Genomic DNA, 22,922 nt, shown 5'->3' on the forward strand with positions numbered 1-22,922 from the left:
CAGGACTGAATTTATGACTACCACAGATAAAAAATATATTGTCGCGCTCGATCAGGGAACAACCAGCTCACGCGCCGTCGTTCTCGACCACGACTCTAATATCGTTGCGGTATCGCAGCGCGAATTTACTCAGATCTACCCGAAAGCGGGCTGGGTTGAGCATGATCCAATGGATATCTGGGCTTCACAAAGCTCTACGCTGGTTGAAGTGCTGGCCCATGCCGATATCCGTTCTGATGAGATTGCGGCAATTGGTATCACTAACCAGCGCGAAACCGCCATCGTGTGGGAAAAAGAGACCGGTAAACCTATCTATAACGCCATCGTCTGGCAGGATCCCCGCACCGCCGACTACTGTAACAAACTGAAGAAAGAGGGTCTGGAAGAGTACATCCAGCACACCACCGGGCTGGTAATTAACCCCTACTTCTCCGGAACGAAAGTGAAGTGGATCCTGGACCATGTTGAAGGCTCACGTGAGCGTGCGAAACGTGGCGAGCTGCTGTTCGGTACCGTTGATACCTGGCTGGTCTGGAAAATGACTCAGGGCCGCGTTCACATTACTGACTATACCAACGCCTCACGTACCATGATGTTTAACATTCACAAGCTCGAGTGGGATCAGCGCATGCTGGATATCCTGGATATCCCACGTGAAATGCTGCCGGAAGTGAAGTCCTCGTCTGAAGTCTACGGTCAGACCAACATCGGTGGTAAAGGCGGTACACGTATTCCTATCGCCGGTATTGCCGGTGACCAGCAGGCCGCGCTGTATGGCCAGCTGTGTGTACAGCCTGGCATGGCGAAAAACACCTACGGCACCGGCTGCTTTATGCTGATGAACACCGGTACTGAAGCGGTGACCTCGACCCATGGCCTGCTGACCACTATCGCCTGTGGCCCGCGCGGTGAAGTGAACTATGCGCTGGAAGGTGCCGTATTTATCGGGGGTGCCTCTATTCAGTGGCTGCGCGATGAGATGAAGCTGATCAGTGAAGCGGCTGACTCTGAATACTTCGCGATGAAAGTGAAAGATACCAATGGCGTTTACATGGTGCCTGCTTTCACCGGCCTGGGCGCACCTTACTGGGACCCGTATGCCCGTGGCGCAATCTTCGGTCTGACGCGCGGCGCGAACGCTAACCACATCATCCGTGCGACGCTGGAGTCGATCGCTTATCAGACGCGTGACGTGCTGGAAGCGATGCAGAATGATGCCAACACCCGCCTGCAGGCGCTGCGTGTGGATGGTGGTGCGGTATCCAACAACTTCCTGATGCAGTTCCAGGCTGACATCCTCGGCACCCGTGTTGAGCGTCCGGAAGTGCGTGAAGTAACGGCGCTGGGTTCTGCCTATCTGGCGGGTCTGGCTGTCGGCTTCTGGCAGGATCTGGATGAAGTGCGCGCTAAAGCGGTTATTGAGCGTGAGTTCCGTCCAAGCCTGGAAACGACCGAGCGTAACTTCCGCTATGCCGGCTGGAAAAAAGCGGTTGCCCGCGCACAGGCGTGGGAAGACCAGGAGTAATCTCTGTGCCCGCGACGCTGGCCGTTGCGGGCCTTTTCCCCGCCCTGCTGCCCCGCTGTGTTACACTGCCTGCCGGTTTTTTGTCAGGTAGATGCCATGAAACGAGAACTTGCCATTGAATTTTCCCGCGTAACCGAAGCTGCCGCCCTGGCAGGCTATCACTGGTTAGGACGCGGCGACAAAAATGCAGCTGACGGCGCGGCTGTCCATGCCATGCGTCATGTCCTGAACTCCATTGAAATTGACGGTCAGATTGTGATCGGTGAAGGCGAAATCGATGAAGCGCCGATGCTCTATATCGGTGAAAAAGTTGGTACCGGTCGCGGTGATGCGGTCGATATTGCCGTCGATCCGATTGAAGGCACCCGCATGACGGCACTTGGCCAGGCTAACGCGCTGGCCGTGATGGCCGTCGGCGATAAAGGCAGCTTTCTGCACGCCCCTGACATGTACATGGAGAAACTGATTGTCGGTCCGGCAGCGCATGGCGCTATCGATCTCGACCAGCCGCTGGAAACCAACCTGCGTAATATCGCGATAGCGATGAACAAGCCGCTGTCGCAGCTGACCGTATCGATTCTGGCAAAGCCACGTCACGATGCGGTGATCGGCCAGTTGCAGCAGCTGGGCGTACGGGTCTTTACCTTCCCGGATGGCGATGTCGCCGCCTCGATTCTGACCTGCATGCCGGACAGCGAAGTGGATGTGATGTACGGCATTGGCGGCGCACCGGAAGGCGTGGTCTCTGCGGCGGTGATCCGTGCACTGGACGGCGATATGCAGGGCCGCTTGCTGGCACGTCATCATGTGAAAGGCGACAGCGCTGAAAACCGTCGGCTTGGCGAGCAGGAGCTGCAGCGCTGTGCAGAGATGGGAATTGAAGCGGGTAAAAAGCTGACGCTGGGCGAGATGGCCCGTAACGACAACGTGGTATTTGCCGCCACCGGCATTACCAGTGGCGAACTCCTGAAAGGCATTACGCGTCAGGGCAATATTGCTACCAGCGAAACGCTGCTGATTCGCGGTAAATCACGCACCATTCGCCGCATCCAGTCGATTCACTATCTCGACCGTAAAGATCCGGCGCTCCATCCGTTTATCCTGTAACCGGCTGATTGCCGCGCTCCGGCTGACGTGAGAGCGGCAACCAGCAGAGCAGCATCACCAGCGCGGTAAAGAACATCAGCATGCCAAGGCTGAACTGATCGCGCTGCGGCATCATGGCTGAGAGCCACGCCACCAGGCCCGATCCCAGATTCTGCATGCCGCCAATCAGTGCGCCCGCGCTTCCCGCCAGCCACGCATACGGCTCCATCGCGCCTGAGGTCGCCAGCGGAAACAGCATACCGGCACCAAAGAAGAACAGCGCGGCGGGCACCAGCAGCGTCCAGATATTCATTACGCCGAACCATGCCGGGATCCACATCAGGATGCCCGCCAGCAGACAGCTATTCACGCCCCACCACATCAGGCTGTGCCATGAACCCTGCTCGCGCCCGGCAAACCACGCACCAAAGAACGCTGCCGGAATCGGCAGGATGAAAAGGATGCTGACGGTCAGGCTGTGCAGGCCGAGCACGCCGCCCAGCAGAACGCCACAGCTCGACTCAAAGACCGCAATCCCGGCCAGCGCGCCAATCAGCAGCACAATATAGCGGACGAAATTCGCGTCGCTGAGCAGGCGGGCGTAACGTTTAAAGAAAGGGGTCACTTCCGCACTCTGCGGCCGGGTCTCCGGCAACCAGCGCGCCATGGAACCGGTCACCGCAAGACAGAGCAGCAGCAGAAAGGCGAAACAGGCGTGCCAGCCAAAGAGCTGGGTCAGCAGTGCGCCAATCACCGGTGCCAGCAGCGGGCTGACCAGAATGCCCATATTAAGCAGGCTGTTAGCGCGACGCAGCGCGTGCCCCTCGTAGAGATCACGTGGCATGGTACGGGCCATCACGCCTGCCACGCCGGTTCCCAGTCCCTGGATTGCGCTACCCAGCACCAGCATATCGAGAGAGGTCGCCATCAGAGCCGTGATTGCGCCGATCATAAAGATCATCATGCCCGCCAGGATCACCGGACGACGGCCCACACTGTCTGACAGCGGACCGTAGATCAGCTGGGATCCGCCATAGGTCATCAGATAGGCCGCCATCACCCGCTGCAGCGCGCCATCCCGCACATTCAGGGCGTCCGCCATCACCGACATCGCCGGGACGTAGATAGTCTGTGCCATCTGCCCGACAGCCACCAGCACAATGAGCATCACCAGCAGTGGGCGATTTTCCAGTTTACTAATCATGATTATGCAAAATTTCTTTCTGTGAAAGGAGGTTAAAACAGCGGTTCACCCGCCAGTCATCTTGTTATGGCGGGCAAAATATCAGGATTGGATGACAAAGCGAGAGGTAAGCGAAAAGGTCCGGGCTTGCGCCTGTCAAGTTTATGCTCCAGCCTGTAAAGACAAAGCAACAGTTTGTCGATTAGAGCCTTTGCCAGGGCGCAGGCTGGCAATCTCGCTGGCTAGTCGCGAAAATAGTGACCTGCCTGAATAATCAACAACCAGGGAGTGATTATGGCTGAGTGGGTCAATGGTGAAGTAAAGGAAGTCAAAAACTGGACGGATGCATTGTTCAGTCTCCGGGTAAAAGCGCCCATCGATCCTTTTATCGCCGGGCAATTTGCCAAGCTGGCGCTGGAAATCGACGGTGAGCGGGTGCAGCGCGCTTACTCCTACGTCAATGCGCCAAAAGATGACCTGCTGGAGTTTTACCTGGTCACGGTGCCAGAGGGCAAGCTGAGTCCGCATCTGCAGGCACTTCAGCCGGGCGATCAGGTGATGGTTACCAAAGAAGCCGCGGGATTCTTTGTGCTGGATGAAGTCCCGGAATGCAAAACCTTATGGATGCTGGCAACCGGCACCGCGATTGGTCCCTACCTGTCGATGCTCCAGCAGGGCGAAGGGCTGGATCGCTTTGAAAACATCGTGCTGGTGCATGCCGCACGCTATGCGGCCGACCTGAGCTTTTTGCCACTGATGCAGCAGCTGCAACAACATTATCAAGGTAAGCTGCACATCCAGACGGTGGTGAGTCGCGAAGCGATCGCCGGTTCGCTGACGGGCCGGGTCCCGGCGCTGATCGAAAACGGTGAGCTGGAGCGCGCCACCGGGTTAAGCCTGGATGCCGACAGCAGCCACGTGATGCTGTGCGGCAACCCGCAGATGGTGCGCGATACCCAGCAGTTACTGAAAGAGACGCGCGAGATGCGCAAACACCTGAAGCGTAAGCCGGGCCATATCACCAGTGAACATTACTGGTGAGTCGTTTGCCGGTATCGCACCGGCTGCGTCGCGGTACCAAACCGGTTAGCGCCGGGGGTACCGCGAAAGACGCCGAGATCCAGCAGCAGACCAGCGATTAATGCAAGCGGAATGGCGCGGCCCAGCAGCCAGGGCAGAACCCCACCCAGCATGGTCCAGTTTCCCGCCACCAGCAGCCAGGCAACAATCACCAGAAATCCCCAGTAGCCGCGTCGATTGCGATCGTGCAGCCGTTTAACCATAACCGCGCTGGCGGGCCATAGCAGGCAGACCACGCCAAAGGCCGCCATCTGGCTATCAATCCAGTCGTTTGCTGCTAAGACGAATAACAGTGTCGTGGTCAGCAACCAGACGGCCTGCCAGATCCAGAAATCACGTCGTCCCAGTCGGCCGCGCCAGGAAAAACACCATTGTTGTAACGTCATGCATTATCATCCAGAGAGAAGAGAACCGCCGCACTTTTGACCTCGCGGATAAAAACCGTTTTAATTTGCGCCTGAGTTTACGGGTTAGGATCGACAAAATGAAGAATTTGCCTGGCGCACTGCTGTTATCGTTTGCGCTGACGGTTCCGGTCTTTGCCGCCGATCCGCCACCGCCAGAACGGCCCGATGCGTTGCCCACCGCGCCTTATCTGCTGGCGGGCGCTCCCACCTTTGATATGACTATCGGCCAGTTTCGCGAAAAATATAATCTGGCCAATGCAGCATTGATGCTGCCGGAGTATCGCGCTATTGATAACCGGGGTGATAAAAGCAACCTGACGCGCGCCGCCAGCAAAATCAATGAAACGCTCTATGCCTCTACCGCGCTGGAACCCGGCACCGGTAAAATCAAGACGCTGCAGATCACCTGGCTGCCACTGCCTGGCCCGGACCAGAGCGCCTCACAGCAAAAAGCGCTGGCTTATATGACCGCCATGCTGCGCTTTTTTGTACCAGGATTAAGCGCCGAGGAAGGGCGTAAAAAGCTGGAGAGCCTGCTGAAGGAAGGTAAGGATTTACCCTACTTTGCGCAGGTCGACGGCGCGCTGCGTTTTGTGGTCGCTGACAACGGCGACAAAGGACTGACCTTCGCGATTGAACCGGTCAAACTGGCGCTCGCGAGCCCCTGATGATGTGGCTGAAAATGACGAAAAGCAAAGCCATCACTACATTTGATCTCTATACTGTCTGGCAGACAACGCTGCCGGCTGGCAGCGATTTTTCATGTATCGCGTTATGCGGAGGATAGAATGCGACATCCACTGGTTATGGGTAACTGGAAGTTGAATGGCAGCAAGCAGATCACAGCTGAACTGATCGCGGGTCTGCGTAAGGAACTCTCTGGCGCTGAGGGTTGTGGCGTTGCCATTGCACCGCCAGCGCTCTATCTCGAGCAGGCAAAACACGCCATCTCCGGTAGCCACATCGCACTGGGTGCGCAGAACGTGGACGTTAACCTGTCTGGCGCATTTACCGGTGAAGTTTCCGCAGAGATGCTGAAAGATATCGGCGCGAAATATATCATTATCGGTCATTCAGAACGCCGCACTTACCACAAAGAGAGCGACGAGTTTATCGCGAAGAAATACGCGGTACTGAAGTCAGTGGGCCTGGTTCCGGTGCTGTGCATTGGTGAAACCGAAGCAGAAAACGAAGCGGGTAAAACCGAAGAAGTCTGTGCGCGTCAGCTGAATGCCGTTCTGGAAACCCAGGGCGCTGAAGCGTTCAAAGATGCGGTTATCGCGTATGAGCCCGTCTGGGCCATCGGTACCGGCAAATCTGCGACCCCTGCTCAGGCTCAGGCCGTGCACAAATTCATCCGTGATCATATCGCGAAGAAAGATGCAGCTATCGCTGAACAGGTCATCATTCAGTACGGCGGCTCTGTTAACGACAAGAATGCTGCTGAGCTGTTCACCCAGCCTGACATCGATGGTGCGCTGGTTGGCGGTGCGTCACTGAAAGCAGATGCTTTCGCGGTAATCGTTAAAGCTGCGGCGGCTGCAAAAAACGCTTAAGCATTAGCATTCCGGGCAGAGGCGGCGCTTAAGCCGCCTTTTTTATGGGCGCGATCAGCTCACAGGCGTGATCCTGCAACTCCTCCGCCGACCCACTGTTCAGCAGCAGCCAGTTTCGCTGAATCGCCATCAAGACCAGTCGCCCATCGCTTAATTCAGCCAGTGCCAGCCCATATTTCCCCATCTCTGTGCGTGCCTCTGGCCGTTCATCGGCCAGTCGGATAAATGCACTCTGCTGAGTCAGCTCATCGGCCGTCAGGGCTCGCAGCCAGTAGCGGTGCTTACGCAGCATGATGTCCTGCCACTGACCGCTAAGCTGCGGCGTCAGCTCGTCGAGCTTTTGACGCACATCGGCCCGCAGACAGGAGAGATGAATATGGAGCTGATTCTGCGTGCGGCCATATTGTGAATTGATCGCCAGTGACAGGACCCGATCATCAATGGGTGAGCCGCGTCGCTGTGCAAGCAGGGTTCGTTCATGCCACGCAAGGGCAAAGTAGTCAGGCGTCGCGGGTTGCAGTAACTGCGGGCTTTCGATACCGGTGATTTTGTCGAGCGGAATCAGCAGATACTGCAACGGCCCGTTCATATCTTTCAGCATGGCATAGCGATGCGGCTGGTCAACACGCTGGCAAGGCGCAGGGTCTCTGCTGCTCTGCTGATGAGGCACACATTTCTGGCTGACAATCTGCCAGAGTGCATCACTGTTCTTTTTGAAATGCAGTGCGGCAGCCAGTATTCCCGCAATGAGCAGCACCAGCAGAACCGCAACCAGGCTGGTTGCACGACGATTTGTCGGCATAACAACGCTTCCCGAATGGTTTAGCAGCCTGCATCCTCGCCTGGCGGGAAAAAAATGTCACGGGGAATTCGGGCAGATAACCCAGCGGCTGGGCAGAGAAGAGAAAAGACGTGAGGGTGGCGGATAAGCGGTCAGCGCAGAGCGCGCTGACCGCAATACGTTATGGTTTCATGACCTGGTCATAGCTGCCGCCATCGGCGAAGTGGGCTTTCTGAGCCTGCGCCCAGCCACCAAACTTGTCCTGAATGGTGAACAGCTTCACGGGTGCAAAGGTGCTGGCAAATTTCTTCGCGATTTCAGCATCACGCGGGCGATAGTAGTTCTGTGCAGCGATGGTCTGGCCTTCTGGCGAGTAGAGATATTTCAGATAAGCGTCAGCGACTTTACGCGTGCCCTTTTCATCCACCACTTTATCGACCACCGACACGGTCGGTTCAGCCAGAATCGATTCGCTCGGGGTAACAATCTCGAACTTGTCTTTACCCAGTTTGTTAACCGCCAGATAAGCTTCGTTTTCCCAGGCGATCAGCACATCGCCAATCCCGCGCTCAACGAAGGTGTTGGTGGCGCCGCGTGCACCCGAATCCTGCACTTCAACGTTTTTGAACAGCGCTCTGACGTAAGCCAGCGCTTTAGCCTGATCACCGTTGTTATGATCCAGTGCCCAGCCCCAGGCCGCCAGATAGTTCCAGCGGGCGCCGCCGGACGTTTTCGGGTTAGGCGTAATCACAGATACGCCTGGCTTCGTCAGGTCGCTCCAGTCATGGATACCCTTCGGGTTATCTTTACGAACCAGGAAGACGATGGTCGAGGTGTAAGGCGCAGAGTTGTCCGGCAGACGTTTGATCCAGTCCTTATCAATACGACCGCGTTCGGCAATGGCATCAACATCGGATTGCAACGCCAGTGTGACCACATCCGCCCGGATGCCGTTAATCACGGAGGTCGCCTGCTTTCCGGAACCGCCATGCGACTGGCGGACCACGACATTGTCGCCGGTTTCCTGTTTGTAGTGCGCACTGAACGCTTTGTTGTACTGTTCGTACAGTTCACGCGTTGGATCGTAGGATACGTTTAACAGCTGAATGTCTTTCGCCAGAACGCTGGTTGAGGCCAGCAACAGGGTAACGCCAATACTCCACTTGTTCATTACGCACTCTCCCAATGTCGTTATGGGCTAAGCGTGACATAAACCATTACAGAGCTAAAAGAATTAAAAATAAGCTGTTATAACCGAGGGGAATATGCAAGGAGAATGCTGGGGCATGCCGTGCAGCACACCCCGCCTGTAATTAATAGAGTTTTTTCGCCGTGTCGAGCCAGTCACGCTTGAAGGGACGTTTCATGTTTTCAATTGCGTCGACGATGTCGTGATGCACCATCTTCTCGTTCTGAATACCCACACAACGGCCGCCGTAACCTTGCATCAGCAGTTCAATGGAGTAAGCGCCCATGCGTGAGGCCAGGATACGGTCATACGCACAAGGTGCACCGCCACGCTGAATATGGCCCAGAACGGTCGAACGGGTTTCACGTTTGGTTTCTGTTTCAATGAAACGGGCCAGATCGTCGATATCGCAGATGTGTTCGGTAATCGCCACGATAGCGTGCTTTTTACCTTTGGCGATGCCCGCTTTGATTTCCGCAACCAGCTCTTCGCGGGTATACGGGAACTCTGGCAGGACGATGAACTCGCAGCCACCGGCAATCGCCGCCGCCAGGGTCAGATCGCCACAGTAGCGGCCCATCACTTCAACAATCGAAATACGCTGATGCGAAGAAGAGGTGTCACGCAGGCGGTCAATCGCTTCAACCACGGTTTCCAGCGCAGTGAAATAACCGATGGTGTAATCCGTTCCGGCCACGTCGTTATCGATGGTGCCTGGCAGACCGATGCATGGGAAGCCCATTTCAGTCAGGCGCTTAGCACCCATGTAGGAGCCGTCACCACCAATCACAACCAGCGCATCAATACCGCGCTTTTTCATGTTCTCAATGGCAACCTGGCGCACATCTTCATTACGGAACTCAGGGAAACGCGCTGAGCCCAGGAACGTGCCACCACGGTTAATCATGTCGGAGACGCTGTAGCGATCAAGATTAATCATGCGATCTTCGTACAATCCCAGATAACCGTCATAGATCCCAAAAACTTCCAGTCCTTCACTCAGCGCGGAACGTACCACTCCACGAATAGCTGCGTTCATGCCTGGGGCGTCACCGCCACTGGTCAATACACCAATTTTTTTGATCATGACAACCTCTGGATTGTTCAAAACTAAGGGTTAATCCTGCCTGTCGATCGCTGCTGAAGATCATTTTACGATTAGCGCGACATGTGATGGCAGATAGTATATCAAAGGCTTGCTGCTGAATTGATTCAGGTCAGACAACTTTTCACTATTTTTTGCAGCAATGTTAGCGTTACGTCATTCCTTTCGTATCGATTTGATTCATTTACGTTAAAAACCTAAAGAATCTTCTCTCTCGAACGGTACCACAGAACAGGGATCCTGATGGATAATTACGTCTGACCCAGGAAATTCTTTGCGTAATGCCTTCTCAACCTGATCGGCTACCCGGTGCGCCTGCACCAGTGGCAACTGGTCTTCCAGTTCCAGATGTAGCTGAATAAATTTAGTGGGGCCGGACTGGCGGGTTCGCAGATCGTGGACGCCCTGCACCTGTGGCCAGTTTGTCGCCAGTGTCAGAATCTGCTGCCGCTCCTCTTCAGGTAGCGCGCGATCCAGTAATGACTGCACCGCCTCATAGCCCATACGCAACGCACTGTAGAGAATGAAAATGCCAATCCCCAACGCGAACAGGGCATCAGCCCGGACAAAGCCATAGCTGCTCAGGACCAGCGCGATCAGAATGGCACCATTCATGATGACGTCCGACTGATAGTGCAGCATGTCAGCCCTGATGGCCTGACTGCGGGTTTTACGCACCACCCAGCGCTGAAAGGCGACCAGCACCAGCGTTGAACTCAGTGCCAAAACGGTCACCACAACGCCAACGCCGGGCGCCCGCATCTCACTGGGCGAGGCAAGATGCTGCAGGCCAGTCAGAAACAGAAACAGCGCCGAGCCGGAGATAAACATACTTTGCGCCAGCGCCGCCAGCGATTCCGCTTTGCCGTGCCCGAAAGTATGATCTTCGTCAGCCGGTTGCAGCGCATATCTCACCACCAGCAGATTGGTCAGGGATGCGGCGATATCCACCAGCGAGTCTACCAGTGAAGCCAGCAAACTCACCGAACCGGTGTACCACCAGGCAAAAATTTTCACGATTAACAGCACAGAAGCAAGAATGGTGGCGGCCAGCGCAGCACGCTTTACCAGTCGGCCATAAGAGGATCGCATGCCAGATTCCCTTTGCAGCATCAGCAATGATGCGTACTCAAATAAAAGAATGGCTAAAGTTTAACACCAGGAGGCGGGCAGTGCTTAGCGGGTCATTCAACGACTTAGTCTCTTTTGCAAAAGCGTGGCAGGCATAAAAAAACAAGCCCCGACCTCGGGGAGGACGGGGCAAAGTGTCATACACATCAGTGTCAGACCACAGTCATGTGCTGGTCTGGGCTGAGAAAGACGCGGCGCTTACTTTTTGCCGCCCTTTTTCCCTGCTTCTGATGCTTTTTCACGATCGTTTTTGAAGTTTCCGCCGCCGCTGCTCTGGCCGCCTTTCTTACCGGCTTCAGACGCTTTTTGCGGATTATCTGCGAAATTACCTGAACCACCACGATGCTCTGCCATAACTTACTCCGTTAATAGATTCATTCAGGACTACATAATGTGGTTGTTGCTCCCTGAGACTTCGCAAAGACACTTAACTTCCCTGCAGTGACAGGATTAAGTGTAGAGGGTGCGCCTGAACCGGCAAGCGTAACGCGGGAAAAGCAACACGTTGAAAGTTAAGATAAAAGCTTATATGAGAAGGCCGTAAATCTATTAGTTTCAGTGGCTTAAATTATTTTGACAGCCTTAAGATGCTTACCGGTACGCTTAAATTTACGTGATGGCCTGAATAGTCAATAATCATCGAGCCTGACAAACTAACGTTAAACAAGCGCTAATAAAATGGGGGTTTTGTTGCGTGGTGATGATTCCGGTCAAATTAAAAAAAGTGAAAAAAAGATAAAAAAAAACCCCCACCATCATGGCGGGGGAAGACAGGGATGTGTCTATGGCAAGGAAAACAGGGATACTATGTTACTGGTTACTGCTGGTACTACTCACTGCCTGCAGCGATGACGCTGACTGCAGATTCGAAAACTGTCGCAGCTCATTAAGTCGCCGCTGGTAATTCTTCTGCAACGTGGCCTGCTGGTCCGGCGTTAGCAGTTGAAACATTTGATTCTGTACGCGCGCCATCTCAACCTGCTGTTCAACCTGAACTCTGGCGATGACTTCCGCCTTTGCGCGGATGGCCGCTTCGTTAAACTGGTCTGCAGTCACCAGGTCGTGTAATGCTGCGATATCGTCAATATGAACGACCGGGCGCTCATGTCGGGCCTGTTGCATCAGGTCTCGCATCTGCTGACGCTGCACTTCAGTCAGCTCGATACCATCGAACATGTGGCTTTGCGGATTTTGCGTCATACTGCCTGTCGGCAATCCGCCATGATGCATCTCGTCAATCGTCGTCGCATCTTTAGCACCTGCGCTGGCGACACTCAGAGCCATCGCTGAGGCAAGGACGACGGCGGTTAATTTGCGCATCGTGTACTCCAGTTCGTTCCGTTTTGCGATTCAACGAGAGCCAGTGTACGGCGACAGCTGCAAACATCCGTCAGGGGGTGTAAAACTACGTAAAGCGATAGATAGGTGCGCCAGGAACACGGTATTTTGCCTGCGGAGGGCTACAAAAATGAATAAAATCCTGTTGGTAGATGACGACCGCGAATTAACTTCGCTTTTAAAAGAACTGTTAGAAATGGAAGGGTTTGAAGTGGTGGTGGCCAGCGATGGTGAACAAGCACTGAACCTGCTCGATAACTCTATTGATTTGCTTTTACTGGATGTCATGATGCCGAAGAAAAACGGTATCGACACCCTGAAAGAACTGCGTCAGCAACATCAAACCCCCGTCATCATGCTCACGGCGCGCGGCAGCGAGCTGGATCGCGTACTGGGCCTCGAACTCGGTGCAGATGACTATCTGCCTAAACCGTTTAACGATCGCGAACTGGTGGCGCGTATCCGCGCTATTCTGCGCCGCTCAAACTGGAGTGAACAGCAGCAGCAACACGACAATAGCTCGCCCACACTGGAAGTGGACTGCCTGCGGCTCAATCCTGGCCGTCAGGAAGCGAGTTTTGATGATGTCACGCTGGATCTCACCGGCACGGAGTTCACCCTGCTTTATCTGCTGGCGCAGCATCTGGGCCAGGTCGTCTCGCGTGAACATCTGAGTCAGGAAGTGCTGGGCAAGCGCCTGACACCTTTTGACCGCGCCATCGATATGCATATCTCGAATCTGCGCCGCAAGCTGCCTGAACGCCGTGACGGTCATCCCTGGTTTAAAACCTTACGTGGCCGCGGCTACCTGATGGTTTCGGCATCATGATTGGAAGTCTGACCACCCGTATCTTCGCCATCTTCTGGTTAACGCTGGCGCTGGTGTTGATGCTGGTGCTGATGGTGCCCAAGCTCGATTCACGACAGATGACCTCGCTGCTGGAAAGTGAACAGCGGCAGGGCATCATGATTGAGCAACACGTCGAAGCAGAGCTGTCACAGGATCCCCCTAACGATCTGATGTGGTGGCGTCGTCTGTTTCGCGCCGTAGAAAAGTGGGCACCGCCGGGTCAGCGGCTGCTGTTAGTGACCAGTGAAGGTCGGGTGATTGGCGCGCAACATAACGAAATGCAGGTTATCCGCAACTTTATCGGCCAGTCTGATAACGCCGATCATCCACAGAAAAAGAAATATGGTCGAGTTGAGCTGGTAGGGCCTTTCGCCGTACGGGATGGCGAAGATAACTACCAGCTTTACATGATCCGTCCCGCCAACAGTTCCCAGCTGGATTTCGTCAATCTGCTGTTTGACCGTCCGTTGCTGTTGCTTATTGTCACCATGCTCATCAGCTCACCGCTGCTGCTGTGGCTGGCGTGGAGTCTGGCACGTCCGGCGCGTAAGCTGAAATATGCCGCCGATGAAGTGGCAAGCGGGAATCTGCGTCAGCATCCGGAACTGGAGTCAGGCCCACAGGAGTTTCTGGCGGCGGGTTCCAGCTTTAACCAGATGGTGAGTGCGCTGGAGCGAATGATGACCGGTCAGCAACGTCTGCTATCGGATATCAGTCATGAGCTTCGTACCCCGCTTACTCGTCTGCAACTGGCTACTGCGCTGCTGCGTCGGCGTCAGGGCGAAGGGAAAGAGCTGGAGCGGATTGAGATGGAAGCACAGCGTCTGGATGGCATGATCAACGACCTGCTGGTGTTGTCACGCACCCAGCATAAAAATGCACTGGTCAGCGAAGCGATGAAGGCGAATCAGTTGTGGAATGGGGTGCTGGAAGATGCCCGTTTTGAGGCTGAGCAGATGGGCAAGAAGATGGATATCCCCTACCCGCCTGGCCCATGGCCGCTCTACGGCAACCCTCATGCGCTGGAGAGTGCACTGGAAAACATCGTGCGCAATGCGCTGCGCTACTCACACACCCATATCAGCGTCAGCTTCTCCGTCGATATTTCCGGTATCACGGTACACGTTGATGATGACGGCCCTGGCGTGAGTCCGGAAGATCGTGAACAGATTTTCCGACCCTTCTACCGTACCGATGAAGCGCGCGATCGCGAATCAGGCGGCACGGGTCTTGGCCTGGCCATTGTTGAAACGGCAGTGCAGCAGCATCGCGGCTGGGTTAAAGCCGATGACAGTCCACTGGGCGGCCTGCGTCTGACCCTCTGGTTGCCGCTCTACTCCTCCGGTCGTCAATAATTTGCTATGCTTCGGCCCCTGTCATCGGGGGCCTTATGCTTAACATTGTCTTGTTTGAACCAGAAATTCCGCCAAATACCGGTAATATCATTCGCCTGTGCGCCAATACGGGCTTCCAGCTTCATCTGATTCAGCCGCTCGGCTTCGCCTGGGATGACAAGCGTTTACGTCGCGCCGGACTGGATTACCACGAATTCACGGCCATAAAATTCCATGCTGACTATCAGGCATTTATCGCCACGGAGTCGCCTGAACGTCTGTTTGCGCTGACGACCAAAGGTACACCCACACACAGTGCCGTCGCCTATCAGGCTGGCGATTATCTGCTGTTTGGACCTGAGAGCCGTGGACTGCCAGCGGAAATTCTGGCGGCGTTACCGGCGCAGCAGAAAATCCGCATCCCAATGAGAGCGGAAAGCCGCAGCATGAATTTATCGAATGCCGTTTCAGTAGTGGTCTATGAAGCGTGGCGCCAGCTGGATTACGCGGGCGCACTGATTAAAGATTAGATGCCGTCGCCAAACTGAAAACCGGCCAGGCTGCCATTGAAGTGCTGATCCATATCCATTGACGGCTTTTCACTGCCTGGCTTGCCGACGATACGCGCGGGTACGCCTGCTGCCGTGGTGTGTGGCGGCACAGGCTGTAACACCACAGAACCCGCGCCAATTTTTGCTCCCCTGCCGACTTCAATATTCCCCAGCACTTTCGCACCGGCACCAATCATTACCCCTTCACGGATTTTCGGATGGCGGTCGCCGCTGGTTTTGCCGGTACCGCCCAGCGTCACCGATTGCAGGATCGAGACATCATTCTCAACCACGGCGGTTTCGCCAATCACAATGCCGGTGGCATGGTCGAGCATAATGCCGTGACCAATGTTGGCGGCGGGATGAATATCAACGGCAAAAGAGACGGAGATTTCATTCTGCAGATAAACCGCCAGCGCACGCCGGCCTTCATTCCACAGCCAGTGACCAATGCGGTAGGCCTGAAGTGCATGAAATCCTTTGAGATAGAGCAGCGGCGTGGAGTATTTATCGACCGCCGGGTCGCGCTGGCGCACCGCCTGAATATCGTAAGCCGCAGACATAATCATCGACGGATCTTCACGGTAGGCTTCTTCAACGATTTCACGAATGGCGATGGCGGGCATAATCGGGTTAGCCAGCTTGTTGGCCAGCATATAACTCAAAGCGCTACCAAGATTTTCATGCTTGAGCAATGTCGCGTGGAAGAAACTGGCCAGCATCGGCTCACAATCAGCCAGGGCGCGCGCTTCTGCTTTGATATTATTCCAGACCAGTTCTAACTCATCAGACGACATTGCTGTTTTCTCCCGATAAAAAAAGCGCCTGAATGGGCGCTACAGGTGATGATGCTACGCGTCCTGCGTTAGCTGATGCTGTTTTCGTCCTTCCTTGTTCGTCCCAGCAGGCTCAATGCTGCATCTCTCGCCGGTTTTTCGCAATACAACACCTGATAAATCTGCTCGGTGATCGGCATTTCCACACCAAAACGCGCAGCCAATGCTTTGACTTCTTTGGTGTTTCTGTACCCTTCTACAACTTGTCCGATAATGCGTTGCGCGCTATCTACATCCTCGCCCTGGCCCAGCATCATGCCAAACCGACGATTTCGCGACTGATTATCGGTACAGGTCAGCACCAGATCGCCCAGACCTGCCATACCCATAAAGGTGGTGGGATCGGCACCCAGCGCTGCGCCCAGCCGACTCATTTCAGCCAGACCACGGGTGATCAGTGCAGTACGCGCATTCGCGCCAAAACCAATCCCGTCAGACATCCCGGCACCAATAGCGATGACGTTTTTTACCGCGCCGCCCAGCTGTACGCCGATGAAATCTGGATTGTTATAAACGCGGAAGCTTTTACCGCAGTGCAGCTTCTGCTGCAGGTCGTCAGCAAACTGCGCATCCGTTGCGGCCAGCGCGATGGCCGTCGGTAATCCTGCCGCCAGCTCTTTTGCAAAGGTCGGCCCGGAGATCACGGCCAGCGGAATAGCATCACCCACTATTTCACGTGCCACGTCCTGCAGCAGACGGCCCGTCTCTTTTTCCAGCCCTTTGGTCGCCCAGACAATACGCGAGTCTGGCCGCAGATGAGGTTTAATCTGCTGCAGCACATCGCCGAACACATGACTCGGCACCACGATTAATAAATCACGGCTGGCGGCAATGGTTTTGGTCAGATCAGGCTCAAGGGAGAGATTGTCGGGGAACGGTACATCGGGCAGGAAAGCAGTGTTGCAGCGGTCAGTCTGAAGTTGCGCCAGATGCGCCGGGTTATGTCCCCACAACAGCACCGGGTGGCCGTTACGGGCCAGCGTAATCGCCAAAGCGGTGCCGTAGGAACCGGCACCGATGACGCTAATCGAAGCGTGAGTTGTCATCAGGCATCCTGATGTGGTTCAGCACCTTCTTCACCTTGTTGCTGCTGCAGGTAGTTCATGAACAGCGCATCAAAGTTAACCGGTGCCAGGTTCAGCTGCGGGAAGGTACCACGTGATACCAGGCTGGTAATACATTCGCGTGCGTATGGGAACAGAATGTTCGGGCAGTATGCACCCAGGCAATGTGCCATCTGCGTTCCTTCGATACCGCTGATGGTGAAAATACCGGCCTGCTGAACTTCACACAGGAAAGCGGTCTCTTCGCCCACAGTTGCGGTTACAGTCACACGAAGTACCACTTCGTAAACGTCGTCAGCCAGCTGAGAAGATGCAGTATCCAGGTCCAGCTTAACGTCCGGTTCCCACTCTTTCTGGAAAACCTGCGGGGCATTTGGCGCTTCAAAAGAGATATCTTTAGTGAATACGCGCTGAATCTGGAACTGCATTTCGTTGGTGTTGTGTTCTGACATGTGACCAAATCCTATATATGAGGTTGTCCGGCGTAAAATTACGCCTGCAGTAAGGGATCTAAACCTTCGCGATTATCGAGTGCGAATAAGTCATCGCAGCCGCCAATGTGCTGCGCATCAATAAAAATCTGAGGCACGGTGGTACGACCGCTACGCTTGATCATCTCTTCGCGCTTCGCCATATCACCATCGATGGGAATTTCCTGAAACGAAACGCCTTTTTGCGTTAACAGCGCCTTCGCACGATGGCAGTAAGGACAGGTGGCCTTGGTATACATTTCAACGTTTGCCATGATCAGCACCTCTGTAAGATTATTTACCGCGAACCAACGGCAGATTTTCGCCGCTCCAGCCACTGATACCCTCTTTCAGCACTGAAACCTGCTCAAAGCCTGCCGCGCTGAGATGTGCAGCAGAATCGCCTGCGCTTTGTCCGGTTGCACACACCACAATTATGGGCTGCGCTTTATGCTTTGCCAGTTCGTCGATGTTGCCTTTTTTAATCTCAGCGGCTGCCACATTCAGCGCACCTGAAATATGCCCCCTGCGGAAATCGTCGCGCGAACGCACGTCTACTACTACCGCGTCCTCTTTATTAATCAGGCGGGTGGCTTCACCGCGGCTGATCGTTTTTACCTTAGAGAACATTCCTTTAACGGTAGTCACAATCACCATAACGAGTAAAACGACCCATGCCAGACTCAGGATGGGGTGATTGCTTGCAAACTGCATAATTTCTTGCATGAGGGGTAACGACTCCAGACCGGGCTAATAAGCTAAAACAAGGGTTCTGAGTATACCTGCGCCACTTCGCATGTACAGATGCTATGCGGCCAGAGTATCGATTTGTGCTCCATTTTCCAAAAAAAGTGGCTGAAAGGCAAAAATGGCGTAAGGGTTAATCCATGTCATGGCGAAAGTGGACATAACTGGAAAAGCAAATGCCCGCTGGCAGCACTGGTAAGCGGCGGTTCATCGTGGAATAATCATTGGCCTATGAAGGGAAAAACAACCGTTTCGCACACAAGGACCCGTCCCAACGGCGATAACCTGCCGTTGTTCACACACCTGTCCAGCTTCTCCCTTAGTCTGCTTTGTGCGGGAGCACTGTTGTTGCCTGCCGCTGTTCACAGCGCAGAGGACAGTAAATCTCAGTTGCAATCTATTCAGCAAAACATTGCTGCAAAAGAGAAAAGCGTTAAAGCGCAGAAACTGCAGCGCAGCAAACTGCTGGATCAGTTGCAGAGCCAGGAAAAAATCATCGCGCTGGCGAGCCGTCAGCTGCGTGACACCCGCAACAGCCTCACCGCGCTGAATGATGAGATCAGGCAGCTCGCTACCTCCATCGCTCGCCTGGAGAAACAGCAAACTCAGCAGGAAAGCCTGCTTTCTGAGCAACTTGATGCGGCATTTCGTCAGGGTCAGCACAGTGGCGTACAGCTTTTGATGGGCGGTGAAGAGAGCCAGCGCAGTGAGCGTATTCTGGCCTATTTCGGCTATCTGAACGCTGCCCGTCAGAAAAGTATCGAATCGCTGCAAAAGACACGTCAGGATTTGGATCAGCAACGTGCCTCGCTGGAGCAGAAGCAACAGCAGCAGAAAGAGTTATTAGCGCAGCAGCAGGGCCAGCAGCAGAAGCTGCAACAGGCGAGCGACGCGCGTAAAAAGACCCTGACGTCACTGGAAAGCGCGCTGGAAAAAGATCAGGCCGATCTGGTCGAGATGCGTCAGAACGAAAGCCGTCTGCAGGATAAGATCGCCCGCGCGGAGCGCGAGGCGCGTGAGCGCGCAGCACGTGAAGCCCGTGAGGCGGAAAAAGTGCGTCAGCGTCAGGCGCAGGCGAAAGCCAAAGGCTCCAGCTATCAGCCAACCCAGAGCGAACGTGAACTGGTCGCCCGCACCGGTGGACTCGGTCATGCAGGCGGACAGGCGTTGTGGCCGGTGCGCGGACGTATTGAACATCGCTTTGGTGAACAGCTCCAGGGTGAACTGCGCTGGAAAGGACTGGTGATTGATGCGCGGGAAGGCACCGAGGTGAAAGCTATCGCCGATGGTCGTGTGCTGATGGCCGACTGGTTGCAGGGCTACGGACTGGTGGTTGTGCTGGAGCACGGCAAAGGTGATATGAGCCTGTATGGCTATAACCAAAGTGCGCTGGTGAGCGTGGGTACGCAGGTGAAGGCAGGACAGCCTATCGCACTGGTGGGCACCAGTGGTGGCCGCGGTACCCCGTCGCTCTATTTTGAAATCCGACGTCAGGGACAGGCCGTCAATCCACTCCCGTGGTTAGGAAAATAAGTTTTGCTGCAACGTCGAAAAATCTCCATTCTGTTGAGCGCCTTACTGTTCAGCTACGCTGCACAGGCTGGCAAACTGGCTATTGTCATCGATGATGTCGGCTATCGCCCTGCCGAAGAGAACAAAGTCCTGCAGATGCCGCAGGCTATTTCAGTAGCGGTCTTGCCCAACGCACCCCATGCGCATGAAATGGCGACTAAAGCACATCAGAGTGGTCATGAAGTACTGATCCATCTGCCGATGGCACCGCTCAGTAAACAGCCGCTGGAAAAAGATACCTTAACGCCAGAGATGAGCAGCGAAGAGGTTACCCGCATCATGCGTAATGCGGTTAACAACGTGCCTTATGCCGTCGGTCTGAATAACCATATGGGCAGCAGAATGACCTCAAGCCTGCCCGGCATGCAGAAAGTGATGCAGGCGCTGAACCACTACAATCTTTACTTCCTGGATAGCATGACCATCGCTAACAGTCAGGCGATACCTGCCGCGCAGGGTACTCAGGTCAGGGTGTTAAAACGTCGGGTCTTTCTTGATGACAGCCAGGATATTAACGCCATCCGCCAGCAGTTCAATCGGGCGGTGAAGCTGGCGCAGCGCGACGGTTATGCGATTGCCATTGGTCATCCCCATCCGACTACCGTTCGGGTGCTGCAACAGATGTTACCCACGCTGCCAGCCGACATAACGCTGGTTCGTCCCAGCCAGCTGTTGAACGAATCACTCCGCAGCGGCTCACCGACGCCAGTGGCTCCGCCAAAACCGGTACCACCACGCTTCCAGCCTGCCAGCCTGTGTAAAGTGAAACAGCCACTGGCACCGGTTCCGGCGACCCGAGCCTTAGCCGTAATCGCTGAAAGTGTGAATCACAGCCCACTGTTTACCACGCTAAAAAATCTGTTCTGATTTGCTATGAATGCTAAGTCTCCGGCTTAGCGTTCATTTATACGCAGAAATTACTATAATCCAGGGTCGGACAATAACGGGCTGTGCGGAAACAGTGATAGGGATGACGATAAATAAACAAAAAATCCTGCTGCTGGATAACGGCAGAGAGTGGGGTGGCGGCACCAACAGTATGCTGGAGCTGCTGAAACGTATCGATCGTCAAAAATTTGATATCACCTGTTGCTTCTACCACAACTACAGCCGTGGTAACGACGAAACCATTGAGGCCACGCTAAATGCGCTGGCCATTCCGGTCTTTTTTATTCCGCAAATCAAACAGCCACGCTGGGCTAAATTTGTTAAAGAAGCCGTGCGCGCGCTGCTGTTTTTCAATAAAAAGCTCAAGAAGCGCGCTATTGATGAGATTGATACGCGCTGGCGAATTATGCCCAATGCCAGCAAAATCAATTCACTGCTACAGCTGGGTAATTTCGACACGCTCTACATGAATAACCAGCCCAGCACCAATGTGGAAGGTTATCTGGCCGCGCGCAGCCTTGACGTTGCGGTGGTTCAACACTGCCGTATCGATCCGGTTCTGGAACCGCGGCTGGTGAGCATGGTGAATCAGGATTGCCAGGCTGTGATTGCCGTATCGCAGGGCGTCAGGAATACCCTGCGTCGTCATGGTATCGATGCAGAACGCTGTTTTACCGTCAGTAATGCTATCGACGTTCACCAGACTCTGCCCGACCGCCTTGAAGTCCGCCAGCGTTTTAAACTCTCCCCTTCGACCTTTGTATTTGGCACTATCGGCTCCCTGATATTGCGCAAATCTAATCACCATATCCTGCAGGCGCTGGGCCGTTTTAAACGCGCCAATCCCGATGCAGACTGGCGGATGGTGATTGTCGGCGCGGGTCCGGAACTTCAGCATCTGCTGCAGCTTGCTACAGCAGAGAACATCCAGCATCACGTGGTTTTTACGGGCTTTCAGAATAATGCTCTCGATTACCTCACGGCTTTTGATGCGTTTATTCTGGCCTCACGCAGTGAAGGTTTACCCCGGGTTGTGCTGGAGGCGATGCTGGTGAATACCGCCGTTGTGGGATCCCGTGTGGTCGGCACTGCCGAATTGATCAGTCATGACGTAACCGGACTGCTGTTTGATTACGGCAACGTGGTACAACTGACCCAGCACCTGACCGCACTGTGGCAGGATACGGAATTGCGTCAACGCCTGACCAATGCGGCAGCGAAACGCGTACGTGAACAGTACGCCATTGAAACTTATATCAGCGGCGTCGAGAATATTCTGCAAAGCGTCGTCAAAAAGAAACCTCATGCTTAATTTTTTAAATCCCCGTTACCGCCATATCAGGGCGCGCCATAACCTGCCTTATTCGCAAAAAGAGGTTCAGGGCACTGTACCGGTCACGTCTGTCGTGATCCCCTGCACAGGCGCGGACTATATTGAAGAAGCCCTGCTCAGTGCCGATTTTGCGGCACGTTTCGCAACGGGGACAAAAGAGGTCGTGATTGTCAGCGATCAGCCAGCGCACGCCTTTGGCAGCCTGCCGGCTAAAACCCGCGTGGCGACGCTGGATGTTCCGCATCGGGAAGAAAATTATCGCTATAAGCAAATCTATCGCAGTCGTTTGATCAAGTTGCAGGCGCCTTTACAGGCAGAAGGCGACGGTATTCTGATGATCGATTCCGACCTCAATCTGCTTAAGATGCCGCAGATCATGATGAAGCCAGGCCATCTCTATTCCAGCTTTCGTCAGGGGAAAATGATTGCCAAGCTGGACGGTGCGCCGGAAGCAGCGATCCCCGCCTACTATCCGCACAGTATCCGGCCTTATCTGGTGGACCATGTGAATGGCGCTTACCTGGCTGCCACCCGTGAAGTCTGGCAGCGCATTTCGCCGCTGTGGCTGACGCTGTTTAATGATACCTGGAATTTAATGAACGACAGCCAGCCGCCTACTGACCAGTTGCCGCTCGCAGTGTTGCTCGACATGCTGGATATTAAAACCGTCAATCTGGGGGAATGGGCTAACTGGCCGGTCTCAAAAAAAATCGGCGGTCAGTCGGCAGTCATCCCGCCGGATGTGGTTGGGGCGCATGGCGGATTCCCGTTGTCGGAATGGCAAAAATACCTGGCCGACCCGCAGCAGCCGCTGAACTTTAAAGGTCAGGATTACACGCGCAAAGTGCGCTACCTGACCGACGAAGAGAAGAAGCAAAGCTAATCAGGCGGCCGCC

At 54.6% G+C, this 22,922-nt stretch carries 25 protein-coding genes; 12 read left to right on the forward strand and 13 right to left on the reverse strand.

Annotation, left to right across the window (positions count from 1 at the left end):
- Nucleotides 1-13 precede the first annotated feature (13 nt).
- On the forward strand, nt 14-1,525 hold the full coding sequence (gene glpK / locus AC6I8J_RS18150; RefSeq protein ID WP_033734465.1) for a glycerol kinase GlpK: 1,512 nt from the start codon (nt 14-16) through the stop codon (nt 1,523-1,525).
- Between the two features lie 96 nt (nt 1,526-1,621).
- Nucleotides 1,622-2,632 (forward strand): class II fructose-bisphosphatase, encoded by a 1,011-nt coding sequence (gene glpX / locus AC6I8J_RS18155; RefSeq protein ID WP_497825618.1) that lies wholly within the window; start codon nt 1,622-1,624, stop codon nt 2,630-2,632.
- On the opposite strand, the gene emrD is transcribed toward glpX, so the two are convergent.
- Nucleotides 2,622-3,815 (reverse strand): multidrug efflux MFS transporter EmrD, encoded by a 1,194-nt coding sequence (gene emrD, locus AC6I8J_RS18160; RefSeq protein WP_013359474.1) that lies wholly within the window; start codon nt 3,813-3,815, stop codon nt 2,622-2,624. The genes glpX and emrD overlap by 11 nt on opposite strands.
- Nucleotides 3,816-4,088: 273 nt before the next feature.
- Between emrD and fpr the strand changes: the two genes are divergently transcribed.
- Entirely contained in the window at nt 4,089-4,835 is a 747-nt protein-coding gene (fpr, locus tag AC6I8J_RS18165; RefSeq protein WP_253420464.1) for a ferredoxin--NADP(+) reductase, read from the forward strand.
- On the opposite strand, the gene AC6I8J_RS18170 is transcribed toward fpr, so the two are convergent.
- Nucleotides 4,826-5,260 (reverse strand): DUF805 domain-containing protein, encoded by a 435-nt coding sequence (locus AC6I8J_RS18170; protein ID WP_222924837.1) that lies wholly within the window; start codon nt 5,258-5,260, stop codon nt 4,826-4,828. The genes fpr and AC6I8J_RS18170 overlap by 10 nt on opposite strands.
- A gap of 98 nt (nt 5,261-5,358) precedes the next feature.
- Here AC6I8J_RS18170 and AC6I8J_RS18175 point away from each other — a divergent pair, with 98 nt between their 5' ends.
- Nucleotides 5,359-5,949: a DUF1454 family protein gene (locus tag AC6I8J_RS18175; RefSeq protein WP_161732993.1), complete on the forward strand. Its 591-nt coding sequence runs from the start codon at nt 5,359-5,361 to the stop codon at nt 5,947-5,949.
- A 120-nt stretch (nt 5,950-6,069) separates the two neighbouring features.
- Nucleotides 6,070-6,837, forward strand: a complete 768-nt coding sequence (gene tpiA / locus AC6I8J_RS18180; protein WP_497825619.1) for a triose-phosphate isomerase — start codon at nt 6,070-6,072, stop codon at nt 6,835-6,837.
- Between the two features lie 28 nt (nt 6,838-6,865).
- Here tpiA and AC6I8J_RS18185 read toward each other — a convergent pair whose 3' ends face one another.
- The 6 genes from AC6I8J_RS18185 to cpxP form a co-directional block, all read right to left on the reverse strand.
- The gene (locus AC6I8J_RS18185; protein WP_260060011.1) at nt 6,866-7,639 is read right to left on the reverse strand and encodes a CDP-diacylglycerol diphosphatase; all 774 of its coding nucleotides are present in this window, start codon (nt 7,637-7,639) and stop codon (nt 6,866-6,868) included.
- A gap of 160 nt (nt 7,640-7,799) precedes the next feature.
- Nucleotides 7,800-8,789 (reverse strand): sulfate ABC transporter substrate-binding protein, encoded by a 990-nt coding sequence (locus tag AC6I8J_RS18190; protein WP_161732987.1) that lies wholly within the window; start codon nt 8,787-8,789, stop codon nt 7,800-7,802.
- A 142-nt stretch (nt 8,790-8,931) separates the two neighbouring features.
- Nucleotides 8,932-9,894 carry a 6-phosphofructokinase gene (gene pfkA, locus AC6I8J_RS18195; RefSeq protein ID WP_003851263.1) on the reverse strand — a complete coding sequence of 321 codons (963 nt, stop codon included), beginning with the start codon at nt 9,892-9,894 and terminating at the stop codon, nt 8,932-8,934.
- A gap of 207 nt (nt 9,895-10,101) precedes the next feature.
- A complete protein-coding gene (fieF, locus tag AC6I8J_RS18200; RefSeq protein ID WP_161732985.1) occupies nt 10,102-11,004 on the reverse strand; it encodes a CDF family cation-efflux transporter FieF in 903 nt (300 codons plus the stop codon).
- A gap of 237 nt (nt 11,005-11,241) precedes the next feature.
- Nucleotides 11,242-11,397 carry a con-10 family general stress protein gene (locus AC6I8J_RS18205; protein ID WP_010258211.1) on the reverse strand — a complete coding sequence of 52 codons (156 nt, stop codon included), beginning with the start codon at nt 11,395-11,397 and terminating at the stop codon, nt 11,242-11,244.
- Between the two features lie 456 nt (nt 11,398-11,853).
- On the reverse strand, nt 11,854-12,363 hold the full coding sequence (gene cpxP, locus AC6I8J_RS18210; protein WP_161732983.1) for a cell-envelope stress modulator CpxP: 510 nt from the start codon (nt 12,361-12,363) through the stop codon (nt 11,854-11,856).
- A gap of 148 nt (nt 12,364-12,511) precedes the next feature.
- Between cpxP and cpxR the strand changes: the two genes are divergently transcribed.
- The 3 genes from cpxR to trmL are packed head-to-tail and all read left to right on the forward strand — an operon-like array spanning nt 12,512 to nt 15,095.
- Nucleotides 12,512-13,210 carry an envelope stress response regulator transcription factor CpxR gene (gene cpxR, locus AC6I8J_RS18215; RefSeq protein ID WP_009088062.1) on the forward strand — a complete coding sequence of 233 codons (699 nt, stop codon included), beginning with the start codon at nt 12,512-12,514 and terminating at the stop codon, nt 13,208-13,210.
- The gene (cpxA, locus tag AC6I8J_RS18220) at nt 13,207-14,586 is read left to right on the forward strand and encodes an envelope stress sensor histidine kinase CpxA (protein WP_013359484.1); all 1,380 of its coding nucleotides are present in this window, start codon (nt 13,207-13,209) and stop codon (nt 14,584-14,586) included. Before cpxR ends, cpxA begins: the two co-directional genes overlap by 4 nt.
- Nucleotides 14,587-14,621: 35 nt before the next feature.
- Nucleotides 14,622-15,095, forward strand: a complete 474-nt coding sequence (trmL, locus tag AC6I8J_RS18225; protein ID WP_161732982.1) for a tRNA (uridine(34)/cytosine(34)/5-carboxymethylaminomethyluridine(34)-2'-O)-methyltransferase TrmL — start codon at nt 14,622-14,624, stop codon at nt 15,093-15,095.
- Here the strand turns inward: trmL and cysE are convergent.
- From cysE to AC6I8J_RS18250, 5 genes are all read right to left on the reverse strand, one after another.
- Entirely contained in the window at nt 15,092-15,913 is an 822-nt protein-coding gene (gene cysE, locus AC6I8J_RS18230; RefSeq protein WP_090967199.1) for a serine O-acetyltransferase, read from the reverse strand. The two genes, trmL and cysE, sit on opposite strands and share 4 nt — an antisense overlap.
- Before the next feature lie 68 nt (nt 15,914-15,981).
- Entirely contained in the window at nt 15,982-16,998 is a 1,017-nt protein-coding gene (gene gpsA / locus AC6I8J_RS18235) for an NAD(P)H-dependent glycerol-3-phosphate dehydrogenase (RefSeq protein ID WP_197061506.1), read from the reverse strand.
- Nucleotides 16,998-17,468, reverse strand: coding sequence for a protein-export chaperone SecB (secB, locus tag AC6I8J_RS18240; RefSeq protein WP_161732980.1), 471 nt, complete (start codon nt 17,466-17,468; stop codon nt 16,998-17,000). The genes gpsA and secB overlap by 1 nt, the downstream gene beginning before the upstream one ends.
- A 38-nt stretch (nt 17,469-17,506) precedes the next feature.
- A complete protein-coding gene (grxC, locus tag AC6I8J_RS18245) occupies nt 17,507-17,761 on the reverse strand; it encodes a glutaredoxin 3 (protein ID WP_008926942.1) in 255 nt (84 codons plus the stop codon).
- A gap of 19 nt (nt 17,762-17,780) precedes the next feature.
- On the reverse strand, nt 17,781-18,212 hold the full coding sequence (locus tag AC6I8J_RS18250; RefSeq protein ID WP_161732978.1) for a rhodanese-like domain-containing protein: 432 nt from the start codon (nt 18,210-18,212) through the stop codon (nt 17,781-17,783).
- Nucleotides 18,213-18,464: 252 nt separating this feature from the next.
- On the opposite strand from AC6I8J_RS18250, the gene envC reads away from it, so the two are divergent.
- From envC to AC6I8J_RS18270, 4 genes are all read left to right on the forward strand, one after another.
- The gene (gene envC, locus AC6I8J_RS18255) at nt 18,465-19,766 is read left to right on the forward strand and encodes a murein hydrolase activator EnvC (protein WP_497825620.1); all 1,302 of its coding nucleotides are present in this window, start codon (nt 18,465-18,467) and stop codon (nt 19,764-19,766) included.
- A gap of 3 nt (nt 19,767-19,769) precedes the next feature.
- Nucleotides 19,770-20,672: a divergent polysaccharide deacetylase family protein gene (locus AC6I8J_RS18260; RefSeq protein WP_161732975.1), complete on the forward strand. Its 903-nt coding sequence runs from the start codon at nt 19,770-19,772 to the stop codon at nt 20,670-20,672.
- Between the two features lie 103 nt (nt 20,673-20,775).
- Nucleotides 20,776-22,005: a glycosyltransferase gene (locus tag AC6I8J_RS18265; protein ID WP_253420491.1), complete on the forward strand. Its 1,230-nt coding sequence runs from the start codon at nt 20,776-20,778 to the stop codon at nt 22,003-22,005.
- Nucleotides 21,998-22,909, forward strand: coding sequence for a hypothetical protein (locus AC6I8J_RS18270; RefSeq protein ID WP_253420494.1), 912 nt, complete (start codon nt 21,998-22,000; stop codon nt 22,907-22,909). The genes AC6I8J_RS18265 and AC6I8J_RS18270 overlap by 8 nt, the downstream gene beginning before the upstream one ends.
- Nucleotides 22,910-22,922 lie beyond the last annotated feature (13 nt).

Source organism: Pantoea sp. X-Soil-ISGK-355 (assembly GCF_059730805.1).

What these genes read in the sequence shown, in the direction of transcription:
- cpxA (WP_013359484.1), top strand. Translation starts at nt 13,207, where the DNA reads ATGATTGGAAGTCTGACCACCCGTATCTTCGCCATCTTCTGGTTAACG.
- trmL (WP_161732982.1), top strand. Translation starts at nt 14,622, where the DNA reads ATGCTTAACATTGTCTTGTTTGAACCAGAAATTCCGCCAAATACCGGT.
- fieF (WP_161732985.1), bottom strand. Translation starts at nt 11,004, where the DNA reads ATGCGATCCTCTTATGGCCGACTGGTAAAGCGTGCTGCGCTGGCCGCC.
- secB (WP_161732980.1), bottom strand. Translation starts at nt 17,468, where the DNA reads ATGTCAGAACACAACACCAACGAAATGCAGTTCCAGATTCAGCGCGTA.
- AC6I8J_RS18205 (WP_010258211.1), bottom strand. Translation starts at nt 11,397, where the DNA reads ATGGCAGAGCATCGTGGTGGTTCAGGTAATTTCGCAGATAATCCGCAA.
- AC6I8J_RS18190 (WP_161732987.1), bottom strand. Translation starts at nt 8,789, where the DNA reads ATGAACAAGTGGAGTATTGGCGTTACCCTGTTGCTGGCCTCAACCAGC.
- glpK (WP_033734465.1), top strand. Translation starts at nt 14, where the DNA reads ATGACTACCACAGATAAAAAATATATTGTCGCGCTCGATCAGGGAACA.
- cpxR (WP_009088062.1), top strand. Translation starts at nt 12,512, where the DNA reads ATGAATAAAATCCTGTTGGTAGATGACGACCGCGAATTAACTTCGCTT.
- AC6I8J_RS18265 (WP_253420491.1), top strand. Translation starts at nt 20,776, where the DNA reads ATGACGATAAATAAACAAAAAATCCTGCTGCTGGATAACGGCAGAGAG.
- AC6I8J_RS18270 (WP_253420494.1), top strand. Translation starts at nt 21,998, where the DNA reads ATGCTTAATTTTTTAAATCCCCGTTACCGCCATATCAGGGCGCGCCAT.
- AC6I8J_RS18185 (WP_260060011.1), bottom strand. Translation starts at nt 7,639, where the DNA reads ATGCCGACAAATCGTCGTGCAACCAGCCTGGTTGCGGTTCTGCTGGTG.
- emrD (WP_013359474.1), bottom strand. Translation starts at nt 3,815, where the DNA reads ATGATTAGTAAACTGGAAAATCGCCCACTGCTGGTGATGCTCATTGTG.
- envC (WP_497825620.1), top strand. Translation starts at nt 18,465, where the DNA reads ATGAAGGGAAAAACAACCGTTTCGCACACAAGGACCCGTCCCAACGGC.
- grxC (WP_008926942.1), bottom strand. Translation starts at nt 17,761, where the DNA reads ATGGCAAACGTTGAAATGTATACCAAGGCCACCTGTCCTTACTGCCAT.
- pfkA (WP_003851263.1), bottom strand. Translation starts at nt 9,894, where the DNA reads ATGATCAAAAAAATTGGTGTATTGACCAGTGGCGGTGACGCCCCAGGC.
- AC6I8J_RS18250 (WP_161732978.1), bottom strand. Translation starts at nt 18,212, where the DNA reads ATGCAAGAAATTATGCAGTTTGCAAGCAATCACCCCATCCTGAGTCTG.
- glpX (WP_497825618.1), top strand. Translation starts at nt 1,622, where the DNA reads ATGAAACGAGAACTTGCCATTGAATTTTCCCGCGTAACCGAAGCTGCC.
- AC6I8J_RS18175 (WP_161732993.1), top strand. Translation starts at nt 5,359, where the DNA reads ATGAAGAATTTGCCTGGCGCACTGCTGTTATCGTTTGCGCTGACGGTT.
- cysE (WP_090967199.1), bottom strand. Translation starts at nt 15,913, where the DNA reads ATGTCGTCTGATGAGTTAGAACTGGTCTGGAATAATATCAAAGCAGAA.
- tpiA (WP_497825619.1), top strand. Translation starts at nt 6,070, where the DNA reads ATGCGACATCCACTGGTTATGGGTAACTGGAAGTTGAATGGCAGCAAG.
- cpxP (WP_161732983.1), bottom strand. Translation starts at nt 12,363, where the DNA reads ATGCGCAAATTAACCGCCGTCGTCCTTGCCTCAGCGATGGCTCTGAGT.
- AC6I8J_RS18170 (WP_222924837.1), bottom strand. Translation starts at nt 5,260, where the DNA reads ATGACGTTACAACAATGGTGTTTTTCCTGGCGCGGCCGACTGGGACGA.
- gpsA (WP_197061506.1), bottom strand. Translation starts at nt 16,998, where the DNA reads ATGACAACTCACGCTTCGATTAGCGTCATCGGTGCCGGTTCCTACGGC.
- fpr (WP_253420464.1), top strand. Translation starts at nt 4,089, where the DNA reads ATGGCTGAGTGGGTCAATGGTGAAGTAAAGGAAGTCAAAAACTGGACG.